General features: G+C 72.6%; 16 protein-coding genes. 9 read left to right on the top strand and 7 right to left on the bottom strand.

Going from position 1 to position 17,817, the window contains the following annotated elements:
* The first annotated feature begins 7 nt into the window (after nt 1–7).
* Nucleotides 8–1,720, top strand: coding sequence for a sensor histidine kinase (locus ACZ59A_RS31700; protein WP_470965782.1), 1,713 nt, complete (start codon nt 8–10; stop codon nt 1,718–1,720).
* Here the strand turns inward: ACZ59A_RS31700 and ACZ59A_RS31695 are convergent.
* Both ACZ59A_RS31695 and ACZ59A_RS31690 read right to left on the bottom strand, forming a co-directional pair.
* Nucleotides 1,659–2,690: an Acg family FMN-binding oxidoreductase gene (locus ACZ59A_RS31695; protein WP_470965779.1), complete on the bottom strand. Its 1,032-nt coding sequence runs from the start codon at nt 2,688–2,690 to the stop codon at nt 1,659–1,661. The genes ACZ59A_RS31700 and ACZ59A_RS31695 overlap by 62 nt on opposite strands.
* 107 nt (nt 2,691–2,797) lie before the next feature.
* Nucleotides 2,798–3,520, bottom strand: coding sequence for a response regulator (locus ACZ59A_RS31690; protein ID WP_470965776.1), 723 nt, complete (start codon nt 3,518–3,520; stop codon nt 2,798–2,800).
* A gap of 180 nt (nt 3,521–3,700) precedes the next feature.
* Here ACZ59A_RS31690 and ACZ59A_RS31685 point away from each other — a divergent pair, with 180 nt between their 5' ends.
* The gene (locus ACZ59A_RS31685; protein ID WP_470965773.1) at nt 3,701–4,282 is read left to right on the top strand and encodes an Rv1733c family protein; all 582 of its coding nucleotides are present in this window, start codon (nt 3,701–3,703) and stop codon (nt 4,280–4,282) included.
* Between the two features lie 28 nt (nt 4,283–4,310).
* Here ACZ59A_RS31685 and ACZ59A_RS31680 read toward each other — a convergent pair whose 3' ends face one another.
* From ACZ59A_RS31680 to ACZ59A_RS31665, 4 genes are all read right to left on the bottom strand, one after another.
* Nucleotides 4,311–4,976 carry a CBS domain-containing protein gene (locus ACZ59A_RS31680; RefSeq protein ID WP_470965770.1) on the bottom strand — a complete coding sequence of 222 codons (666 nt, stop codon included), beginning with the start codon at nt 4,974–4,976 and terminating at the stop codon, nt 4,311–4,313.
* A gap of 41 nt (nt 4,977–5,017) precedes the next feature.
* On the bottom strand, nt 5,018–6,085 hold the full coding sequence (locus ACZ59A_RS31675) for an alcohol dehydrogenase catalytic domain-containing protein (protein ID WP_468044330.1): 1,068 nt from the start codon (nt 6,083–6,085) through the stop codon (nt 5,018–5,020).
* 849 nt (nt 6,086–6,934) lie between these two features.
* Nucleotides 6,935–7,843 carry a universal stress protein gene (locus tag ACZ59A_RS31670; RefSeq protein ID WP_470965767.1) on the bottom strand — a complete coding sequence of 303 codons (909 nt, stop codon included), beginning with the start codon at nt 7,841–7,843 and terminating at the stop codon, nt 6,935–6,937.
* Complete coding sequence (locus tag ACZ59A_RS31665; RefSeq protein WP_470965764.1) at nt 7,843–8,472, bottom strand: CBS domain-containing protein; 630 nt, start codon at nt 8,470–8,472, stop codon at nt 7,843–7,845. The genes ACZ59A_RS31670 and ACZ59A_RS31665 overlap by 1 nt, the downstream gene beginning before the upstream one ends.
* Before the next feature lie 156 nt (nt 8,473–8,628).
* On the opposite strand from ACZ59A_RS31665, the gene ACZ59A_RS31660 reads away from it, so the two are divergent.
* On the top strand, nt 8,629–11,049 hold the full coding sequence (locus ACZ59A_RS31660) for a phosphoketolase family protein (protein WP_470965761.1): 2,421 nt from the start codon (nt 8,629–8,631) through the stop codon (nt 11,047–11,049).
* A gap of 8 nt (nt 11,050–11,057) precedes the next feature.
* Here the strand turns inward: ACZ59A_RS31660 and ACZ59A_RS31655 are convergent, their stop codons facing one another.
* On the bottom strand, nt 11,058–12,347 hold the full coding sequence (locus ACZ59A_RS31655; RefSeq protein WP_470965758.1) for an FAD-binding protein: 1,290 nt from the start codon (nt 12,345–12,347) through the stop codon (nt 11,058–11,060).
* A 229-nt stretch (nt 12,348–12,576) separates the two neighbouring features.
* On the opposite strand from ACZ59A_RS31655, the gene ACZ59A_RS31650 reads away from it, so the two are divergent.
* The 6 genes from ACZ59A_RS31650 (at nt 12,577) to ACZ59A_RS31625 (ending at nt 17,817) form a co-directional block, all read left to right on the top strand.
* The gene (locus tag ACZ59A_RS31650; RefSeq protein ID WP_470965755.1) at nt 12,577–13,449 is read left to right on the top strand and encodes an MIP/aquaporin family protein; all 873 of its coding nucleotides are present in this window, start codon (nt 12,577–12,579) and stop codon (nt 13,447–13,449) included.
* A 10-nt stretch (nt 13,450–13,459) separates the two neighbouring features.
* The gene (gene glpK / locus ACZ59A_RS31645; protein WP_470965752.1) at nt 13,460–14,977 is read left to right on the top strand and encodes a glycerol kinase GlpK; all 1,518 of its coding nucleotides are present in this window, start codon (nt 13,460–13,462) and stop codon (nt 14,975–14,977) included.
* 115 nt (nt 14,978–15,092) lie between these two features.
* Nucleotides 15,093–15,602 carry a hypothetical protein gene (locus ACZ59A_RS31640; protein WP_470965749.1) on the top strand — a complete coding sequence of 170 codons (510 nt, stop codon included), beginning with the start codon at nt 15,093–15,095 and terminating at the stop codon, nt 15,600–15,602.
* Nucleotides 15,602–16,519 (top strand): SRPBCC family protein, encoded by a 918-nt coding sequence (locus tag ACZ59A_RS31635; RefSeq protein ID WP_470965746.1) that lies wholly within the window; start codon nt 15,602–15,604, stop codon nt 16,517–16,519. The genes ACZ59A_RS31640 and ACZ59A_RS31635 overlap by 1 nt, the downstream gene beginning before the upstream one ends.
* Nucleotides 16,520–16,546: 27 nt before the next feature.
* Complete coding sequence (gene gvpJ / locus ACZ59A_RS31630) at nt 16,547–17,035, top strand: gas vesicle protein GvpJ (RefSeq protein WP_470965743.1); 489 nt, start codon at nt 16,547–16,549, stop codon at nt 17,033–17,035.
* Nucleotides 17,035–17,817, top strand: a complete 783-nt coding sequence (locus ACZ59A_RS31625) for a GvpL/GvpF family gas vesicle protein (RefSeq protein ID WP_470965740.1) — start codon at nt 17,035–17,037, stop codon at nt 17,815–17,817. The genes gvpJ and ACZ59A_RS31625 overlap by 1 nt, the downstream gene beginning before the upstream one ends.

The raw sequence follows: 17,817 nt of genomic DNA, 5'->3' as shown, positions 1-17,817 counted from the left end.
GGTGGGCATGGAGAACGTCAGGAGTTCCGATTACCTGCCCCGGCTGCGCCTCGACGAGCTGCTGGAGGAGCTGCAACTGCGCATCGACGCGGTGCGCGGCACCCAGGACCGGCTGCACAGCCTGCTGGAAGCGGTCCTCTCGGTCGGCCGCGAACTGGATCTGCGGCAGGTGCTGCGGCGGATCGTCGAGGCCGCGGTGGTGCTGGTGGACGCCGAGTACGGGGCGCTGGGCGTGGTCGGCGACGACCAGGGGCTGGCCGAGTTCCTGCCGGTGGGCATCAGCCCGGAGCGGAGCGCGGCGATCGGATCGCTGCCCGCCGGGCACGGCATCCTGGGCGAGCTGATCCGCCACCCCGAGCCGCTGCGGCTGGCCGAGCTGTCCGAGCATCCCGCCTCGTACGGCTTCCCGCCCGGCCATCCGCCGATGCACTCCTTCCTGGGCGTGCCCATCCGGGTGCGGGACGAGGTGTTCGGGAACCTCTACCTCACCGAGAAGCGCGGCGGAAAGCAGTTCGACGGCGAGGACGAGACGGTGCTGTCCACCCTCGCCGTGGCCGCCGGGGTCGCCGTCGAGAACGCCCGGCTGTACGACGAGGCCCGGCACCGCCAGCACTGGCTGGAGGCGAACGCCGAGGTCACCAACCACCTGCTGTCCGGGGTGGACGAGACCGGGGTGCTGGAGCTGATCGTCGACCACGCCCGCCGGATCCTCGCCGCCGACCTGGGCGTGCTGATGCTGCCCGTCACCGGCTCCGACTCCCTCCAGGTCGCGCTGGCGTCGGGCACCGACGCCGAGGCGCACCGCGGTCTGGTGCTGCCCCGCGAGGGCACGTTCGCGGGCGCCGCCTTCACCGCGTCCGAGCCGGTCACCAGCACCGATGTCGCCAACGACCCCCGGATCACGTTCGGCCCCCAGCGCTGGAACGGCCTCGGCCCGGCCGTCGCGGTCCCCATGCGCACCAGCGACGGGGTCGGCGGCGTCCTCTCCCTCGCCCGTACCGTGCGCAGCCCCGCCTTCACTCAGATCGAGACGGACACCCTGCTGGGCTTTGCGGGCCAGGCGGCGATCGCCATGAAGCTGGCCGAGCGGCGGCGCGACGCCGAACAGCTCGCCCTGCTGGAGGACCGCGACCGGATCGCCCGCGATCTGCACGACCTGGCCATTCAGCGGCTGTTCGCGGCCGGGATGACGCTCCAGAGCACCGTGCGCTTCGTCCAGCACCCCGAGGGCTCCGAACGGCTGCTGCGGGTGGTGGACGACCTCGACGACACCATCAAGATCATCCGCTCCACGATCTTCGGGCTGCGCTCCCACGAGGCGGGCCCCGCGGTGCAGGGGCTGCGGGTCCGTACCGCCAAGACGATCGAGGAGGCCGTGCCCGCGCTCGGCTTCACCCCCGCGCTGCGCACCGAGGGACTGGTCGACACCGAAGTGCCGCGGCCGGTCGCGGACGACATGGTCGCGGTGCTCGCCGAGGCGCTGTCCAACGTGGCCCGGCACGCGCGGGCGCACGCCGCCGAGGTGTCGCTGATCGTGCACGGCGGACGGCTGACCCTCACCGTGACGGACGACGGCGTCGGCGTACCGGACGGCGGCCGCCGCAGCGGCCTGCGCAACCTCGCGGAGCGAGCGGAGAAGCTGGGCGGCGAACTGGATCTCATCGCGCCCAGGGAAGGCGGCACCCGGCTGGTGTGGGCCGTCCCCCTGCCGGACCGCTGACCTCCGGGTCCAGCCGGATCAGCATCTGGACATGGCCGGGCGCGCGCCGCCCGTCGCTCAGCGCCCAGCGCAGATCGGACCACTCCAGCGCCTGGTGCAGCAGCGAGGCCCGGACGCCGCGCGCCGTCGCCAGCAGCAGGACGTGTTCCAGCGCCTGACCGGCCCGCAGCCAGTCGGCACGCCGGTCATGGGCGGTGGTGAGCACGGCGATGGTCGGGCGGCTCTCGACGACCGCGGTCGGCGGACGGCCGTCCACCGGGCCGCCGCGGTGCTTCGGCGGCAACCGTCCGGCGGTGTCCCGGGGGCCGAGCGCGGTCACGGGGGCGCCCCTGGGGACGTCGTCCATGGGGGAGCCCCTGGGGACATCCACGGGGGTGCCGTACGTGCCGTACTCGCGCACCCGGCCGTCGACCGCCCCGCGCCGATGGTGGTCCTCCGCCGCACGACGCTCGGCCTCCGCGGTCAGCCGCAGCAGCCGTGTGGTCTCCTCGGGGCCCGCCGGATACAGCGTCGCACCGTCCCCGCGCGCGGCGTCGGCGAACGCGCCCAGCTCCCGCGGGGCCAGCCGGTGCCCCGGGAACGGGTACCGGCTGCCGGGCCGCCGCCAGATCATGTCGTACAGGCCGTCCGGGTGCGGGGCGGCCGTGTCGCGCGGGGACACCGTCAGCCGCACGGTGGCCAGCAGGTCCGGCTGGGAGCGGTGCGGCAGCAGCCGGACCACCGGCTCCCAGCCGAAGTGGGCCACGGCCACGCGCAGGTTGCACACGGCGGCACCGGCGGAGACGCACAGCGACCGACCCATCGGGTCGGCCTGCCGCAGACCGCGCTCCGGCGCGGCCCGGACCTCCAGGGTGACGGTGTCCGGGTTCAGCCGGTACCGCCACGGCTGGGCGTGGAGCATCGACGGAGCGGCGACGGCGGCGGAGATCAGCTTCTCCAGCGTCGCCGCGTCCAGTACTGCGGGCTCCATGGTCTTCTCCTCGCCGGGCGGGCCGGTCACATGGTCACGGTCGAATGGTCGTCGTCGGTCGTCGGAGTCGAAGGGGCCGCGGGGCCACAGGGGCAGGGGCCACAGGGTCAGCGGGGCGGCGGGGCGGGGCGGGTGTCCGGGACCTGCGCCGGGGGCGTGTGGCTGGCCAGGACGGCGGCCTGGATACGGCGTTCGACGCCCAGCTTGGCCAGCAGCCGTGAGATGTGGTTCTTGACCGTCTTCTCGGACAGGAAGAGCCGCTTGCCGATCTGCCGGTTGGTCAGTCCCTCGCCGATCAGCGCCAGGATCTCCCGTTCCCGCGGCGACAGCCCGGCCAGCGCCTCGTCCCGGGGCTCCTGCGGGGTGTCGTCGCCGCGCAGGGTCCTCATCAGCCGGGCGGTGGTGGCCGGGTCCAGCATCGACTGGCCGGACGCGACGGTCCGTACGGCGGACACCAGGTCGGACCCCTTGATCTGCTTGAGCACATAGCCCGCGGCCCCGGCCATGATCGCGTCCAGCAGCGCATCGTCGTCGTCGAACGAGGTGAGCATCAGACAGGCCAGCCCCGGCATACGGGAGCGCAGCTCACGGCAGACGGTGATGCCGTCGCCGTCCGGCAGCCGGACGTCCAGGATGGCCACGTCGGGGCGGAGCGCCGGGCCCCGGGCCAGCGCGTGGTCCACCGTTCCCGCGTCGCCGACCACCTCGATGTCCGGCTCGGCGTCCAGCAGGTCGTGCAGACCGCGCCGTACGACCTCGTGGTCGTCGAGCAGGAACACCCTGACGGGCGCCGGTGGGGTCACCCGTGTCCCGGCCCAGGTCTCGGTCATGACGCCCTCGCACCCTCGTCCGTGCCCCCGGTCCCCCGATAGCCGAGCGTCGCGCATCCCACCACGTGCCTGCCAGGGCCGAACGGGCCCCCGAGCGGCCGCGACGGGACCGAAAGGTCCCCGGCGGAGGGGGCTGCCCGGCCCTCGTATCCCCTTCGCGCGCGTGCCACGGTCTGAATCATGGGCACGAACGTGCGGGGGCGGTGGTTGTGGCGATGGCGGCGCAATCCCCTCAAACGCCGCTCGGACGTGATGGAAGCCTGGGTGGTCCTGGTGGCCGGCCTGGTGATGGTGGTCGGCGGCCCGGCGGCGGGCGTCGCGACCGGCGACGCGGTGGCGGCCAACCTGGAGCAGCAGCGCGCGGACCGGCACCGGGTGCCCGCGGTGCTGATGGAGAACGCGCCCGCCGCGCTGCCCGCCGCCGACGGCACGGACACCGCCCGGGTGCGCGCCCTGGTGAAGTGGACCGCGCCCGACGGTGTCGTGCACACCGGCACGGCGCGGGTGGACGAGGGCAGGCGCACCGGTACGGCCACCACGGTCTGGACCGATGAGCGCGGCCGTCTCGTCCCCGATCCGCCCACCGAGCGGCAGGCGGCGACCCGGGCGACGCTGGCCGGTGCGTCGGCGTCGGCGGGGGTATGCCTGGTGTCGCTGGTGGGCCGTGGGGTGGTGCGGTGGCGGCTGGACCGCGGCCGGGACCGCGAGTGGGAGCGGGCCTGGGCCGAGGTCGGCCCGCGCTGGACGCGCCGCCACACCTGAACCATCCCGCCACAGCCAGCTGGTGATCTCAGGCCGGTGGCCCCGTCAGATGTGCGGTGGTCAGCTGGTTGTCGAAGTCCACGACGCCCTCGACGGCCCGGATCAGCCGGGCCGCGGCCGGGATCAGCACGGCGTCCCGGACCCGCCCGGTGAGGGTGACCACGCCCTCGCTCACCCGTACCTCCACCGTCTGTCCCGGCGCCGGGAAGAGATGGGCCACCACCTCGCGGCGCACCTCCTCCTCGATCTCCTCGTCCGGCCGCAGGAACACCTTCAGCAGGTCGGCGCGGCTGACGATGCCCTCCAGCCGACCCTCGCCGTCGACCACCGGAAGCCGCTTGACCCGCTTGTGGGTCATGATCCGGGCCGCCTCGGCGAGCGTCGCGTTCGCGTGCACCGTGATGGCCGGGGTCGTCATCAGCTCATCGGCGCACACCGCGCCCGCCTTGGCGATGCCGGGGAGGTCGCCCAGCTGGGCCAGGCGCGCCGGATCGCTGTCCCGGAACTCCTCCTTGGGCAGCAGATCCGCCTCGGACACCACACCGATGACCCGGCCCTCGCCCGCCAGCACCGGCAGGGCGCTCACCTTCCACTGCTCCAGCGTCCTGACGATTTCCTTGAACGGCGCCTCGCGGCCGACGGCGACGACGGTATGGGTCATCACATCGCTCACGATGCGCGCGGTCCGGGACACGGGATCCTCCTGTTCAGCGTCATGCCGGCCGGGCCCGCCGTTCACTTCCCCCGGGTGACCAGGGGCGGATGGTGCCCGCCGATCGCGACCTTGAGCGCGCCGGTGTCGGCGGACCGGGCGAACACGTCGTACGCCTCCTCCATCTGGTCGAGTTCGAACAGGTGGGTGATCAGCGAGGACGCGGGCAGCCGCCCGGCGGCCAGCATGGACAGCAGCGTGGGCGTGGAGTACGTGTCGACCAGCCCGGTGGTGATCGTGATGTTCTTTTTCCACAGCTCTTCGAGGTGCAGCGTCGCGGGCCGGGCGTGTACGCCGACGTTGGCGATCCGGCCGCCCGGCCGCACCATGCGGGTGCAGATCTCGAAGCTCCGCGGCGTCCCCACGGCCTCGATCACCACATCGGCGCCCAGCCCCTCGGTGAGGTCGTCGATCAGCCGCTCGGGCTCCTCGGCGGCGTCGGCCACCGCGTCGGCGCCGACCTGCTTGGCCGCGTCGAGCCGGTGCGGGGCGAGGTCGACGGCGATGATCCGGCCGGGGGAGAAGTACTCGGCGGTGGCGATCGCGGCGAGCCCCACCGGGCCCGCGCCGACCACCGCCACCGTGTCGCCCGGCGAGACCCGGCCGTTGAGCACGCCCACCTCGTAGGCGGTGGGGAAGACGTCCGCCAGCAGCACCGCGTACTGCGCGTCGGCCGCGGCGGGCAGCGGATGCGTGGACAGATCGGCGAACGGGACCCGGACGTACTCGGCCTGGGTGCCGTGGATCGAACGCCCCAGGATCCAGCCCCCGCCGCCACGGCACTGCCCGTACGCCCGCTCCCGGCAGAACCGGCAGTGGCCGCAGGCCGAAATGCACGAAACCAGCACCCGGTCCCCGGGGCGTACGCCGCGCACCTCGTCGCCGGTCTCGACCACCTCGCCGACCGCCTCATGGCCGAGCACCGTCCCGGCCCGGACATCCGGCACCTCGCCCTTGAGGATGTGCAGATCGGTGCCGCAGACGGTGACCGTGTCGACGCGCACGATGGCGTCGGTGGCGTCCTCGATGGCGGGGTCGGGCACGTCCTGCCAGGAGAACAGCCCGGGCCCCTGGAAGACGAGTGCTTTCATGGCCGCTTCCTCTCGTGCGGGGCGTGCGATGCGCGCGGCGCCGCCGGTGCTCGCGCCGCGTACGGGGTACGCGGCGCCGGGGGCCGCCCGCTTCTCGTGGGCCCGGATTGCGCGGTGCGCGGTACGTGGCGCTTGACCGGTCCGCTTCTCCGCGTCGTGTCGAATGCCCCCGGTGCCGCTTCCAGGCGACCACGCCAGGGGTACCCACCGCCTAGGGCCAACCGGCCCCCGCCCAGGTCATCCGGCCCAACCCGAAACCGGGGACGCCGGCCCCCGCCCGGTCCGGGAAAGCCTCCGCCCCTCGCCGGGCCCGGGCCGTGGCTTGTGCTCGGGGCCGCTGGGGCGGTTGATCCCCCACCCCGCCCCTTCCCGAAACCGGGGGCAGGCCCCCGGACCCCCGCCGGGGTCCCGGCGGACCGGGAGTTGGCGCGGCACGTTGGCCGGTCCCGGCGGGGTCGGGGGAGCCTCCGGTCCTCGCTGGACGGGCCGGATCGGCGGTCCGCCCTGGGCTGCGCTGGGTCCGGGCCGTGGCTTGTGTGCGGGGCCGACCCCGCCTCTTCCCGAAACCGGGGGCACGCCCCCGGACCCCCGCCGGTCCCGGCGGGGTCGGGGGAGCCTCCGGTCCTCGCTGGACGGGCCGGATCGGCGGGTCGCTCTGGGCTGCGCTGGGTCCGGGCCGTGGCTTGTGTGCGGGGCCGCGGGGGTGGTTGATCCAACCGGGGGCAGGCCCCCGGACCCCCGCCGGTCCCGGCGGGGTCAGGGGAAGCCTCTGGTCCTGGCTGGACGGGCCGGATCGACAGGTCCGGGCCGTGGGCCTGGGCTTCCGGCTTGGCGGGACCGGCCAGGGGGTTAGGGCACTGGGACCAGGGCTACTGGGCAGTGGGCGTGGTGCAGGACCGCGTGGGTTACCGGGCCCAGCTGCATGCCGAGTTTCGCCGTCCGGCGCTGGACCGCCAGGACCAGGACGTCCGCCGCTCGTGACGCCTCCACCAGGGCCTGGGCCGGTGCGCTGTGCGCCGTGTGTTCCTGCACCCACACCTGGCCGAACTCCTCGCGCAGGGCGGCCACCACGCGGTGCGTGACCTCCTGCTCCCGCTCCGCCCGCAGGGCCACGGCCTCGCGCGAGGGCAGCGCGTGGTCGCCCGCGAAGAGCCGGGGGCGGGCCCAGGCGTACAGCACGCGGAGCCGCGCGCCGCGCCGTATCGCGTCCTCGAACCCGTACCGGGCCGCCGCCTCGTCCGCGCCGCTCTCCACCCCGACCAGCACCTTGCCGTGGCCCTCCGACCCGTACGCGGGCGCCGGCGCGTCGCCGCGCACCACCAGCAGCGGGCGGTGGGTGTGGGCGGCCAGCCGCAGCCCGACCGAGCCCAGCAGCAGCCCGGTGAAGCCGCCGAGCCCCCGGGTGCCGATGACGATGAGCGAGGCGCGCTCGCCGATCCGCAGCAGCTCGGGCACCGCGTCCTGCGGGGTGAGGGTGGGGACGACGCGCAGCTCCGGGTCCTGCTCGGCGGCCCGTGCCATGGCCAGCCGCAGCACGGTCCGGGCGACCTCGACCGGGGGCCGCTGCGGTTCGGCGGCGGTGTCGAAGGCGAGCGGATCGGTCCGCGCCCAGGGCCAGGCGTGCACGATCTCCAGCGTGGCGCCGCGCCGCCGCGCCTCGCCGACCGCCCGGTCCAGGGCGTGCCAGGCGCTGTCGGAGCCGTCCAGACCGACCACGACCCGGCCGCCGTTCCGTGTCGGCCGTACGGGTCCGGTCATCACGCCCCACCTCCGGGCGCACCGCCCGCGGGGGCGGCCGGGCGGGAGTCGTCCACGCGGTAGGTGAGCCGGTCCACGACCGCCACCACCCCGTCCACCTGCCCGGCCATCCGCACCGCGATCGGGATCTCGCTGTGCCGGTCCAGCTCCCCCTCCAGCCGTACGACGCCGTCGGTGACGGTCACCGCGACCGACTGCGGCCGGAGCCACAGCGAGCGCACCAGCACCTCGTCGATGACCTCCGCGCGGATCTCGTCGTCCGGGCGGAGGAAGACGCGGAGCAGATCGCGGCGGGTGACGATGCCGATCAGCCGCTCCTCCTCGTCCACGACGGGCAGCCGCTCCACGCGATGGCGCGCCATGGAGCGCGCGGCGTCCACGATGGTGTCCTGCGGGCGCACGGTGACGGCGGGCCGCGACATCAGCTGCCCGGCCGGGACGGCGCCGTCGGCCCGGCCCACCAGGTCGGTGCCGGTGATCACGCCCATGACCTTGTCGTCCTCGTCCACCACGGGCAGCCCGCCGATCCCGTTCCGTTCGAGCAGCGCGCCGACCTCGTCGGACGAGGTTCCATGGCCGACCCGTACGACATCGTCGGACATCACGTTGCCGATTTTGCGATGCTTCATCCCCGCCTCCTCGCGGACCAGCCTCCACCGGCCGCCCGCCCGCCCACTTGGGCTGCCCGGGGTCGGGTCCGCGGGCCGAACGGCCCGGTCCGGCCGTGACCCGATCGGCAAAAGGGGTACGCATCACTCATACCGGACGAGTGGAGAGAGAGGCCCATGCCCGACGCAGCAAGGACGGCGCCGAACGACCCCACCGGTCCCACCGACCCCGCCGAGCACGACGTGCAGGAGCTGCACGCCCTGCACGCCCACTGGCGCGCCGCGAACTACCTCGCGGCCGGTCAGATCTATCTGCTGGCCAACCCCCTGCTGACCGAACCGCTGCGCCCCGAGCACATCAAGCCGAGGCTGCTCGGCCACTGGGGCACCTCACCCGGTCTGAACCTCGTCCACACCCACCTCGGCCGGGTCATCAAGGCCCGCGACCTGGACGCGATCTGCGTATGGGGCCCCGGCCACGGCGGGCCCGCGGTGCTCGCCGGGTCCTGGCTGGACGGCAGTTACGCCGAGGTCTACCCGGACGTGAGCCGGGACGCGGCGGGCATGGCCCGGCTCTTCCGGCAGTTCTCCTTCCCCGGCGGGGTGCCCAGCCATGTCGCCCCGGAGACCCCCGGCTCCCTCCACGAGGGCGGTGAGCTGGGCTACTCCCTGGCGCACGCCTACGGCGCCGCCCTCGACAACCCCGGACTGTTGGCCGTCTGCGTCATCGGGGACGGGGAGGCCGAGACCGGCCCGCTGGCCGGTTCCTGGCACGCCAACAAGTTCCTCGACCCGGTCCACGACGGCGCCGTGCTGCCGATCCTCCACCTCAACGGCTACAAGATCGCCAACCCGACGGTGCTCGCCCGGCTCCCCGAACCGGAGCTGGACGACCTGCTCCGCGGATACGGCCACGAGCCGATCCACGTCGCCGCGCAGCCCGGGGACGATCCGCTGGAGACGCACCGGGAGCTCGCCCGGGCCATGGACCGGGCGCTCGACCGGATCGCCCTGCTCCAGCGCACCGCCCGCGAGGAGGACGCCACCGAGCGCCCGCGCTGGCCGGTGATCGTGCTCCGTACGCCCAAGGGCTGGACCGGCCCGGCCGAGGTCGACGGCCTGCCCGTCGAGAACACCTGGCGCGCCCACCAGGTGCCGCTGCCGGGCGTCCGGGAGAACCCGGAGCATCTGCGGCTGCTGGAGCGGTGGCTGCGCTCGTACCGCCCCGAGGAGCTGTTCGACGCCCAGGGCCGCCCGCGCCCGCAGGTCCTCGCCTGCGTGCCCGAGGGCGACCGCAGGCTCGGCGCCAATCCGCACGCCAACGGCGGACGGCTGCTGCGCGACCTGCCCGTCCCCGGCCTGGCGCGGTACGCGGTCCCCGTCGACAAGCCCGGCGCCACTCTGCACGAGCCGACCCGGGTGCTCGGCGGGCTGCTGGAGCAGATCATGGAGGACACCGCCGACCGCCGGGACTTCCGCCTCGTCGGCCCCGACGAGACCTCCTCCAACCGGCTCGACGCCATCTACCGGGCCACCGGCAAGACCTGGCAGGAGGACATCCTCGTCACCGACGAGCATCTGACCCGGCACGGCCGGGTCATGGAAGTCCTCTCCGAACACCTCTGCCAGGGGTGGCTGGAGGGCTATCTGCTCACCGGACGGCACGGCCTGTTCTCCTGCTACGAGGCGTTCGTGCACATCGTCGACTCCATGGTCAACCAGCACATCAAGTGGCTGAAGACGGCCCGCGACCTGCCCTGGCGGCGCCCCATCGCCTCCCTCAACTACCTGCTGACCTCCCATGTGTGGCGGCAGGACCACAACGGTTTCTCGCATCAGGACCCCGGTTTCGTGGACCATGTGCTCAACAAGAGCCCCCAGGTCGTACGGGTGTATCTGCCACCGGACGCCAACACCCTGCTGTGCGTGGCCGACCACGTCCTGCGCAGCCGCGACTACGTCAACGTCGTCGTCGCGGGCAAACAGCCCTGCTTCGACTGGCTCGATCTCGATCAGGCCCGGGCCCACTGCGCCCGCGGCGCCGGAAGCTGGGAGTGGGCGGGTACGGAGACCGGCGCGGGCGAGCCCGATGTGGTGCTGGCAGCCGCGGGCGACGTGCCGACCCAGGAGGTGCTGGCGGCCGCCGGGATCATCCGCCGCCATCTGCCGGATGTGGCCGTGCGCGTCGTCAACGTCGTCGACATGACCCGGCTGCTGCCGAAGGAGGAGCATCCGCACGGGATGCCGGACGCCGAGTTCGACGCCCTGTTCACCCGCGACCGGCCGGTCATCTTCGCCTACCACGGTTATCCGTGGCTGGTGCACCGGCTGGCCTACCGCCGCGCGGTCCACCCGCATCTGCATGTGCGCGGCTACAAGGAGGCGGGTACCACCACCACACCGTTCGACATGGTGGTCCGCAACGACCTGGACCGCTACCGCCTGGTCATGGACGTCATCGACCGCACCCCGGGGCTCGCGGTGCGCGCCGTGTCCGTACGGCAGCGGATGCAGGACGCCCGTACCCGCCACCACCGGTGGATCCGCGACCACGGCACCGACATGCCCGAGGTCGCCGAGTGGTCCTGGACCGGCTAGCCGCCGGTCTACCGGGAAGCCCGCCAGGAGTCCGCCGGGAAGTAGCCGTCCAGGAAGGCGTTGCGGAACTTCCCCGCGGGGTCGTGGTCGGCCAGCAGCCGCCCGAAGTCGGCGGCCCGCTCGTACGAGGCGACGATCCGCCCGGGAGCCGTCGCCGTGAGCTTCCCCCAGTGCGGCCGCGCCCCCAGCGGCAGCAGCAGCTCCTCCATCGCGGCCACCACCTCGATGACCGCGGCGTGGTCCGGCACCCAGGTGAAGTGCAGGGCCACGCAGTCCTGGCCGTACGCGGGGCTCAGCCACAGGTCGTCCGCCGCCACCGTGCGCACCTCGGACACCTGGACCAGCGGCGCGATCCGGTCCCCGAGGCCGCGCAGCGCCGCGAAGGCATCGGCGGCCGCGGTGCGCGGCAGGATCAGCTCCGACTGCAACTCGTCGCCGTTGCTGGGTGTGAAGTCCGGCCGGAAGTGCGGCAGCCGCTCATGCCACGGCCCGGGCGAGCCCAGCTGCTCAGTGCAGTGCAGCGGTGGCATCGAGGGCACCGGATGGTGGTGGCGGTCGGCCGGGCGGCCGCCCAGCCACGGCTGGCCCGGCTCCGGCGGGCCCGGCAGGTCCGTACGGCACTTCAGCCACACCACGCCGTCGCCCGAGTGCCAGTCGGTGAAGACGCTGACGCTGTACGCGGCGGCGAAGATCTCCTCGAAGCTGTCCTCCAGCCGGTCCAGCGGCAGCCCGGTCCACACCCACTGCGCCACCTCGTACCCCGGCTCGATGTCCAGTGTCATCGCGGTGACGACGCCCAGCCCGCCGAGCCCGACCACCGCACCGGACAGCCGGTCGGCTTCGGAGTCCCGGCGCAGCTCGGTCACCTCGCCCTCCGGGCCCACGATCTCCAGACCCGCCACCGACGCGGCCAGACAGCGCTGCGCATTGCCGGAGCCATGGGTGGCGGTGGCACAGGCACCGGCGACCGTGATGTGCGGCAGCGAAGCGAGGTTCGCCAGGGCGTAGCCCGCCATGTGCAGTTCCTCGGCCACTTGGGCGTAGCGCATGCCCGCGGCGATGGTGGCCGTGGCGCCGTCGGGGGCGATCTCGACCCGGTGCGGCATCCGCTCCAGGGACACCAGGTCGCCGTCGGTGTCGGCGATGCGGTTGAAGGAGTGACCGGTGCCCAGCACCCGGACCCGGTCGGCGGAGCCGACGATCCGCCGCAGTTCGCCGAGCGAGGCCGGGCGGTGCAGCCGGGCCTCGCCGAAGGTGATGTTCCCTGCCCAGTTGGTGGTGGCTCCGGTGGTCAGCATCCACGCTCCTGCTTCCTGCTGGGGGGCTGGGCCCGCTCCGGGCCTGGGGTGATGAGTGGTGGCAAGGACCTTGGTACAGGCCCGCCCCCTGATCCGTACAGACCGCCGTGCCGCCACCCGATGTGACCCGGACGGAGCAGCAGGACGGGCCGCCGGACCGGGGCCGCGCACACGATGGTGCGGAACGCGATCGGTACCGCCGCTCGCGCACCGCTGGAGAGGGGCGGCCATGGCGGACGAGAAGAACACCGGGGAGCAGAACACCGGCATCCGTGGCGGCATGCTCGGCGAACTCTGCGCCGAGTTCGCCGGAACCATGATCCTCATCCTCTTCGGCTGTGGTGTGGTGGCCCAGGTCGTGGCGGGCGGGGCGCTCACCAAGCCGCCGGGCGGGCTCGGCGACCACGACTCCATCGCCTGGGCCTGGGGGCTCGGTGTCACCCTCGGCGTGTACGTGGCGGCGCGGCTCAGCGGCGCGCACATCAACCCGGCGGTCACCCTCTCCCTGGCGGCCTTCAAGGGCTTCCCGTGGCGCAAGGTGCTGCCGTACGTAGGGGCCCAGACCCTCGGCGCGTTCGTCGCGGCGCTCCTCGTGCGCTGGAACTACACCGAGGTGCTGGGCCACGCCGATCCCGGCCACACCTTCAAGACGCAGTTCGTGTTCTCCACTCTCCCCGGCAACGGAGCGCTGCCGGTCAGCGAGTGGGGCGCGCTGCGCGACCAGATCATCGGCACCGCGATCCTGGTGCTGCTGATCTTCGCCCTCACCGATCTCCTCAACGACCCGCCGAAGGCCAACCTGGCGCCCTTCATCATCGGCCTGGTCGTGGTCGGGATCGGCATGGCGTGGGGCGCGGACGCGGGCTACGCCATCAACCCGGCCCGTGACTTCGGCCCCCGGCTGGCCAGCTTCCTCACCGGCTATCACACGGCCTGGCGGGACCAGTACGGAAACCTCTACTTCTGGGTGCCCATCGTCGGCCCGCTCATCGGCGGACTCGTCGGCGCCGCCCTCTACAAGGTCCTGATCAGCCGGTTCCTCCTGAAGGCCGGACCGCAGGAAGTGGGACGCGTTCCGGCCCCCGAGGGTCCCGAGAGCTGAAGGAGTGGGCATGCCGGACTTCGTCGGTGCTGTGGACCAGGGGACCACCAGCACCCGCTTCATGATCTTCAACCACGACGGCGGCGAGGTGGCGAGGTATCAGCTCGAACACCACCAGCTCCTGCCCCGCGCGGGCTGGGTCGAGCACGATCCGGTGGAGATCTGGGAGCGCACCAACTCCGTCATGCAGAACGCCCTGCGCGCCGGTGGGCTCTCGCCCGCCGACCTGGCCGCGATCGGCATCACCAACCAGCGCGAGACCACCGTCATCTGGGACCCGCGCGACGGCCGCCCGTACTACAACGCCATCGTGTGGCAGGACACCCGCACCGACACCATCGCCTCCGCCCTCGAACGCGACGGCCACGGCGAGACCATCCGCCGCAAGGCGGGGCTGCCGCCCGCCACTTACTTCTCCGGCGGCAAGATCAAGTGGATTCTGGAGAACGTCGACGGGGTCCGCGAGGCCGCCGAAGCGGGCCACGCCCTCTTCGGGAACACCGATGCCTGGGTGCTGTGGAACCTCACCGGCGGGCCCTCCGGAGGCATCCACGCCACCGATGTCACCAACGCCAGCCGCACCATGCTGATGAACCTGGAGACCCTCGACTGGGACGACGAACTCCTCGGCATCTTCGGCATCCCGCGCGCCATGCTCCCCGTCATCAACCCCTCCTCCCACCCCGAGGCGTACGGCCAGGCCCGCACCTCCCGCCCGCTGCGCACCGCCACCCCCATCACCGGCGTCCTCGGTGACCAGCAGGCGGCCACCGTCGGACAGGTGTGCTTCGCCCCCGGCGAGGCCAAGAACACCTACGGCACCGGAAACTTCCTGCTCCTGAACACCGGCTCCGAGCTGGTCCGCTCGACCAGCGGGCTGCTCACCACTGTGGCGTACCAGTTCGGCGACAGCCCCGCCGTCTACGCCCTGGAGGGCTCCATGGCCGTCACCGGCTCGGCCGTCCAGTGGCTACGGGACCAGATGAAGGTCATCGACGACGCCCCGGGCAGCGAACGGCTCGCCCGCACCGTCGAGGACAACGGCGGGGTCTACTTCGTCCCCGCCTTCTCCGGCCTCTTCGCCCCGTACTGGCGCTCCGACGCCCGTGGCGCCATCGTCGGCCTCACCCGCTACAACACAGGCGGCCACCTGGCCCGGGCCACGCTGGAGGCCATCTGCTACCAGAGCCGGGACGTCGTGGAGGCGATGGAACGCGACGCCGGAATCCACCTCGACGTCCTGCGGGTGGACGGCGGTGTCACCGACAACGAGCTGTGCATGCAGATCCAGGCCGACATCCTGGGCGTCCCGGTCAGCCGCCCCGTCATCGCCGAGACCACCGCCCTGGGTGCCGCCTACGCCGCGGGCCTGGCCACCGGCTTCTGGCGGGACACCGACGAGCTGCGCTCGCACTGGAGCGAATCCCGGCGCTGGGAGCCCCAGTGGAGCGAGGAGCAGCGCGCGGAGGGCTACGCGGGCTGGAAGAAGGCCGTGGAGCGCACCCTGAACTGGGTCCCGGTGGACTGACCCCGCCTCGCGCCCGCCTTGCAGCTCCCCGATGGCTGAATGGGTGAAATGCACCATACTTGGTTAATGAGCCCATATGGGTGTATCGCTGTGCAGGGCAGGAGGAGGAGCGATCATGAAGAGCGGCCAGACGGCGCTGGCCTTCACCGGCGGCTACCTCTTCGGGCGTGGCCACAAGGTGGGCTTGGCGCTCACCCTCGCCGGGATGGCGGCAGGCCGGAGTCTCGCGTCCGGACACCTCCCGGGCGGTATGCAGGATCTGGCGTCCTCGGAAATCGGGCGGCTGCGCGGCCAGCTGATGTCCGCGGGGCGGTCGGCGGCGCTGTCGGCGGCCAGTCACCGCATGGACGCGCTGAGCGACCGGCTGGAGCACCGTGCCGAGTCGCTGCGTCCGAACGGCCACGGCCCGGACGGACACAAGGCGGACGACGAGGAGCACGAGCGCCGCGGCAGCGGCGGGCGGTCCCGTGGTGAGTCGTCGCGCGCCGAGTCGTCGCGCGGGGAGCGGGCGCGATCCTCGGGCGACCGTACGGACCGGCCCCGGAGGCGCCCCGCGTCCGAGAGCCGCCGCGGTGGCGAGGGCCGGAAGAGCGGGGACGACAAGGGCGACAAGGGTGATCGGTGATGGCTGAGGGACCGGACCAGCAGACGGGCGGGCTCGGCACGCTCGTCAAGGAGCTGCCCACCGAGCGGCTGATGAAGGAAGCGCAGAACCTGGTCACCGCGGTCGGCGAGAAGGCCCTGACTTCGGTGACCAACCTCGCCGACGGCGGCGGCTCCGGGTTCAGCCTCCCTGTGAAGCCGCTGATCAAGGCCGGGCTGAACCAGCTCAAGGAGAAGACCGTGGACAAGGCCAAGGAAGCCATCCCGGGCCTCGGCGGGGATGGTGGCAAGGACGGCGACAAGGACAAGAAGCTCAAGGTCACCAACATCGTCGAGGAGATCGACGTCGGTGCCCCCATCGACCTCACGTACGACCTGTGGACGCAGTTCGAGGACTTCCCCACCTTCATGAAGAAGGTGGAGGACGTTCAGCAGGAGTCCGAGACCGAGATGGAGTGGAAGGCCCAGGTCTTCTGGTCGCACCGCAAGTGGCGCGCCGAGATCATCGAGCAGATTCCCGAGAAGCGGATCGTCTGGAAGTCGCGTGCCGAGAAGGGCCACGTCAATGGCGCGATCACCTTCCATGAGCTGGCACCCGAGCTGACCCGGATCATGGTCGTCCTCCAGTACTACCCCCAGGGCTTCTTCGAACGGACCGGGAACATCTGGCGCGCCCAGGGCCGCCGGGTCCGCCTGGAGCTGAAGCACTTCCGCCGCCATCTGATGGCCGAGGTGCTGCTGAACCCGGACGAGATCGAGGGCTGGCGCGGCGAGATACGCGACGGCGAGGTCGTGGAGGCCGAGGACGAAGAGGCCGAAGAGGCTGAGGAAGGCGAAGAGGGCGAAGAGGGCGAGCCCGAGGACGAGTACGGCGACGAGGACCAGTACGAGGAGGAGTACGAGGAGGACAAGGAGCCGGCGCAGCCTTCGCGGCGCTGACGGCTCCTGCTCCCGGAACAGGTGAGCGTGGTGACCGTAGCAAGCCAGCAGAGTCAGTATCTGGACCGGGCCAGTTCCAGCGCCCTGGTCGACGTGGTCGACCTGATCCTGGACAAGGGACTGGTCATCGACGTGTACGTCCGGGTCTCCCTGGTGGGCATCGAGATCCTGACGATCGACGCCCGCATCGTCGTCGCCAGCGTCGACACCTATCTGCGCTTCGCCGAGGCGACGAACCGTCTCGACCTCGCCCGCAGCGGCACCGAGACCAAGGGACTGCCCGGCCTCATGGACGAGATCCAGGAGAGCGGCGGGCGGAAGAAGACCAAGGGTGCCCTGGAAGGCGTCAAGGACACCGTCTCCGACCTGCTCAAGGACGACGACAGCGACGAGGGCGACCAGGGCGACGACGAAGCGTACGAGGACGAGGCGGGGGAGCGCGAAGGAGCGCGCCGAAGGGAATCCGGTGACCGGCCCCGGCACCGGCGGAGTGCGAGCAGGGAGCGCGAGCGGTGATGGCCGAGGACCAACGTGCCTGCTACGTCTACGGGGTCGTACCGGAGGACCGGAGCGACGACGCCGTCAGGGATCTGACCGCCGTCGGCGATCCGGAGGCGGTGGTGACCCTGGTGCGCCACGGCGGCCAGGCCGCGGTGGTCAGCGAGGTGCCCCTCGACAAGCCGCTGGGCACCCCCGAGGATCTGCGCGCCCACGCCCGGGTGCTGGACTCCCTGGCGGCCAGGTCCTCCCCGGTGCTGCCGTTCCGGTTCGGCACGGTGGTGCGCGACACCACCGCGGTGGCCGATGAACTGCTCGACGAGGGACACGACGACTTCGCGCGCGCCCTCGACCGGCTGCGCGGCCGCTCCCAGTTCACCCTGCGCGCCCGCTATCTGCAGGACGCGGTGCTGCGCGAGGTGCTGACCGAGCAGCCCGAGGCCGTACGGCTCCGCGAGGAACTGCAGGGGCTCCCGGAGGAGGCCGGATACGACCAGCGCATCCAGCTGGGACAGCTGGTCATGGACGCCATCGCCGCCAAACGGGCCGTGGACGCGCTGGAGGTGGACCGCAGGCTGGGCCCGTGCGCGCTCGCCTCGCTGAGCACGGAACCGTCCTCCGCCGAGGGCCTGGTGAACGCCTCGTTCCTGGTCGAGGACGAACGGAGGACGGCCTTCGAGCAGGCCGCCGAGGAACTGGCCAAGCACTGGAACGGCCGGGTCCGGATTCGCCTGCTCGGGCCCCTGGCCCCGTACGACTTCGTGGCCGACGCGATGAGCCCGGCCAAGGAGGGCGAATAG

The sequence above is a fragment of the Streptomyces sp. NPDC040405 genome, assembly GCF_055595765.1.
This window is presented reverse-complemented; position numbering and strand designations above follow the sequence as displayed.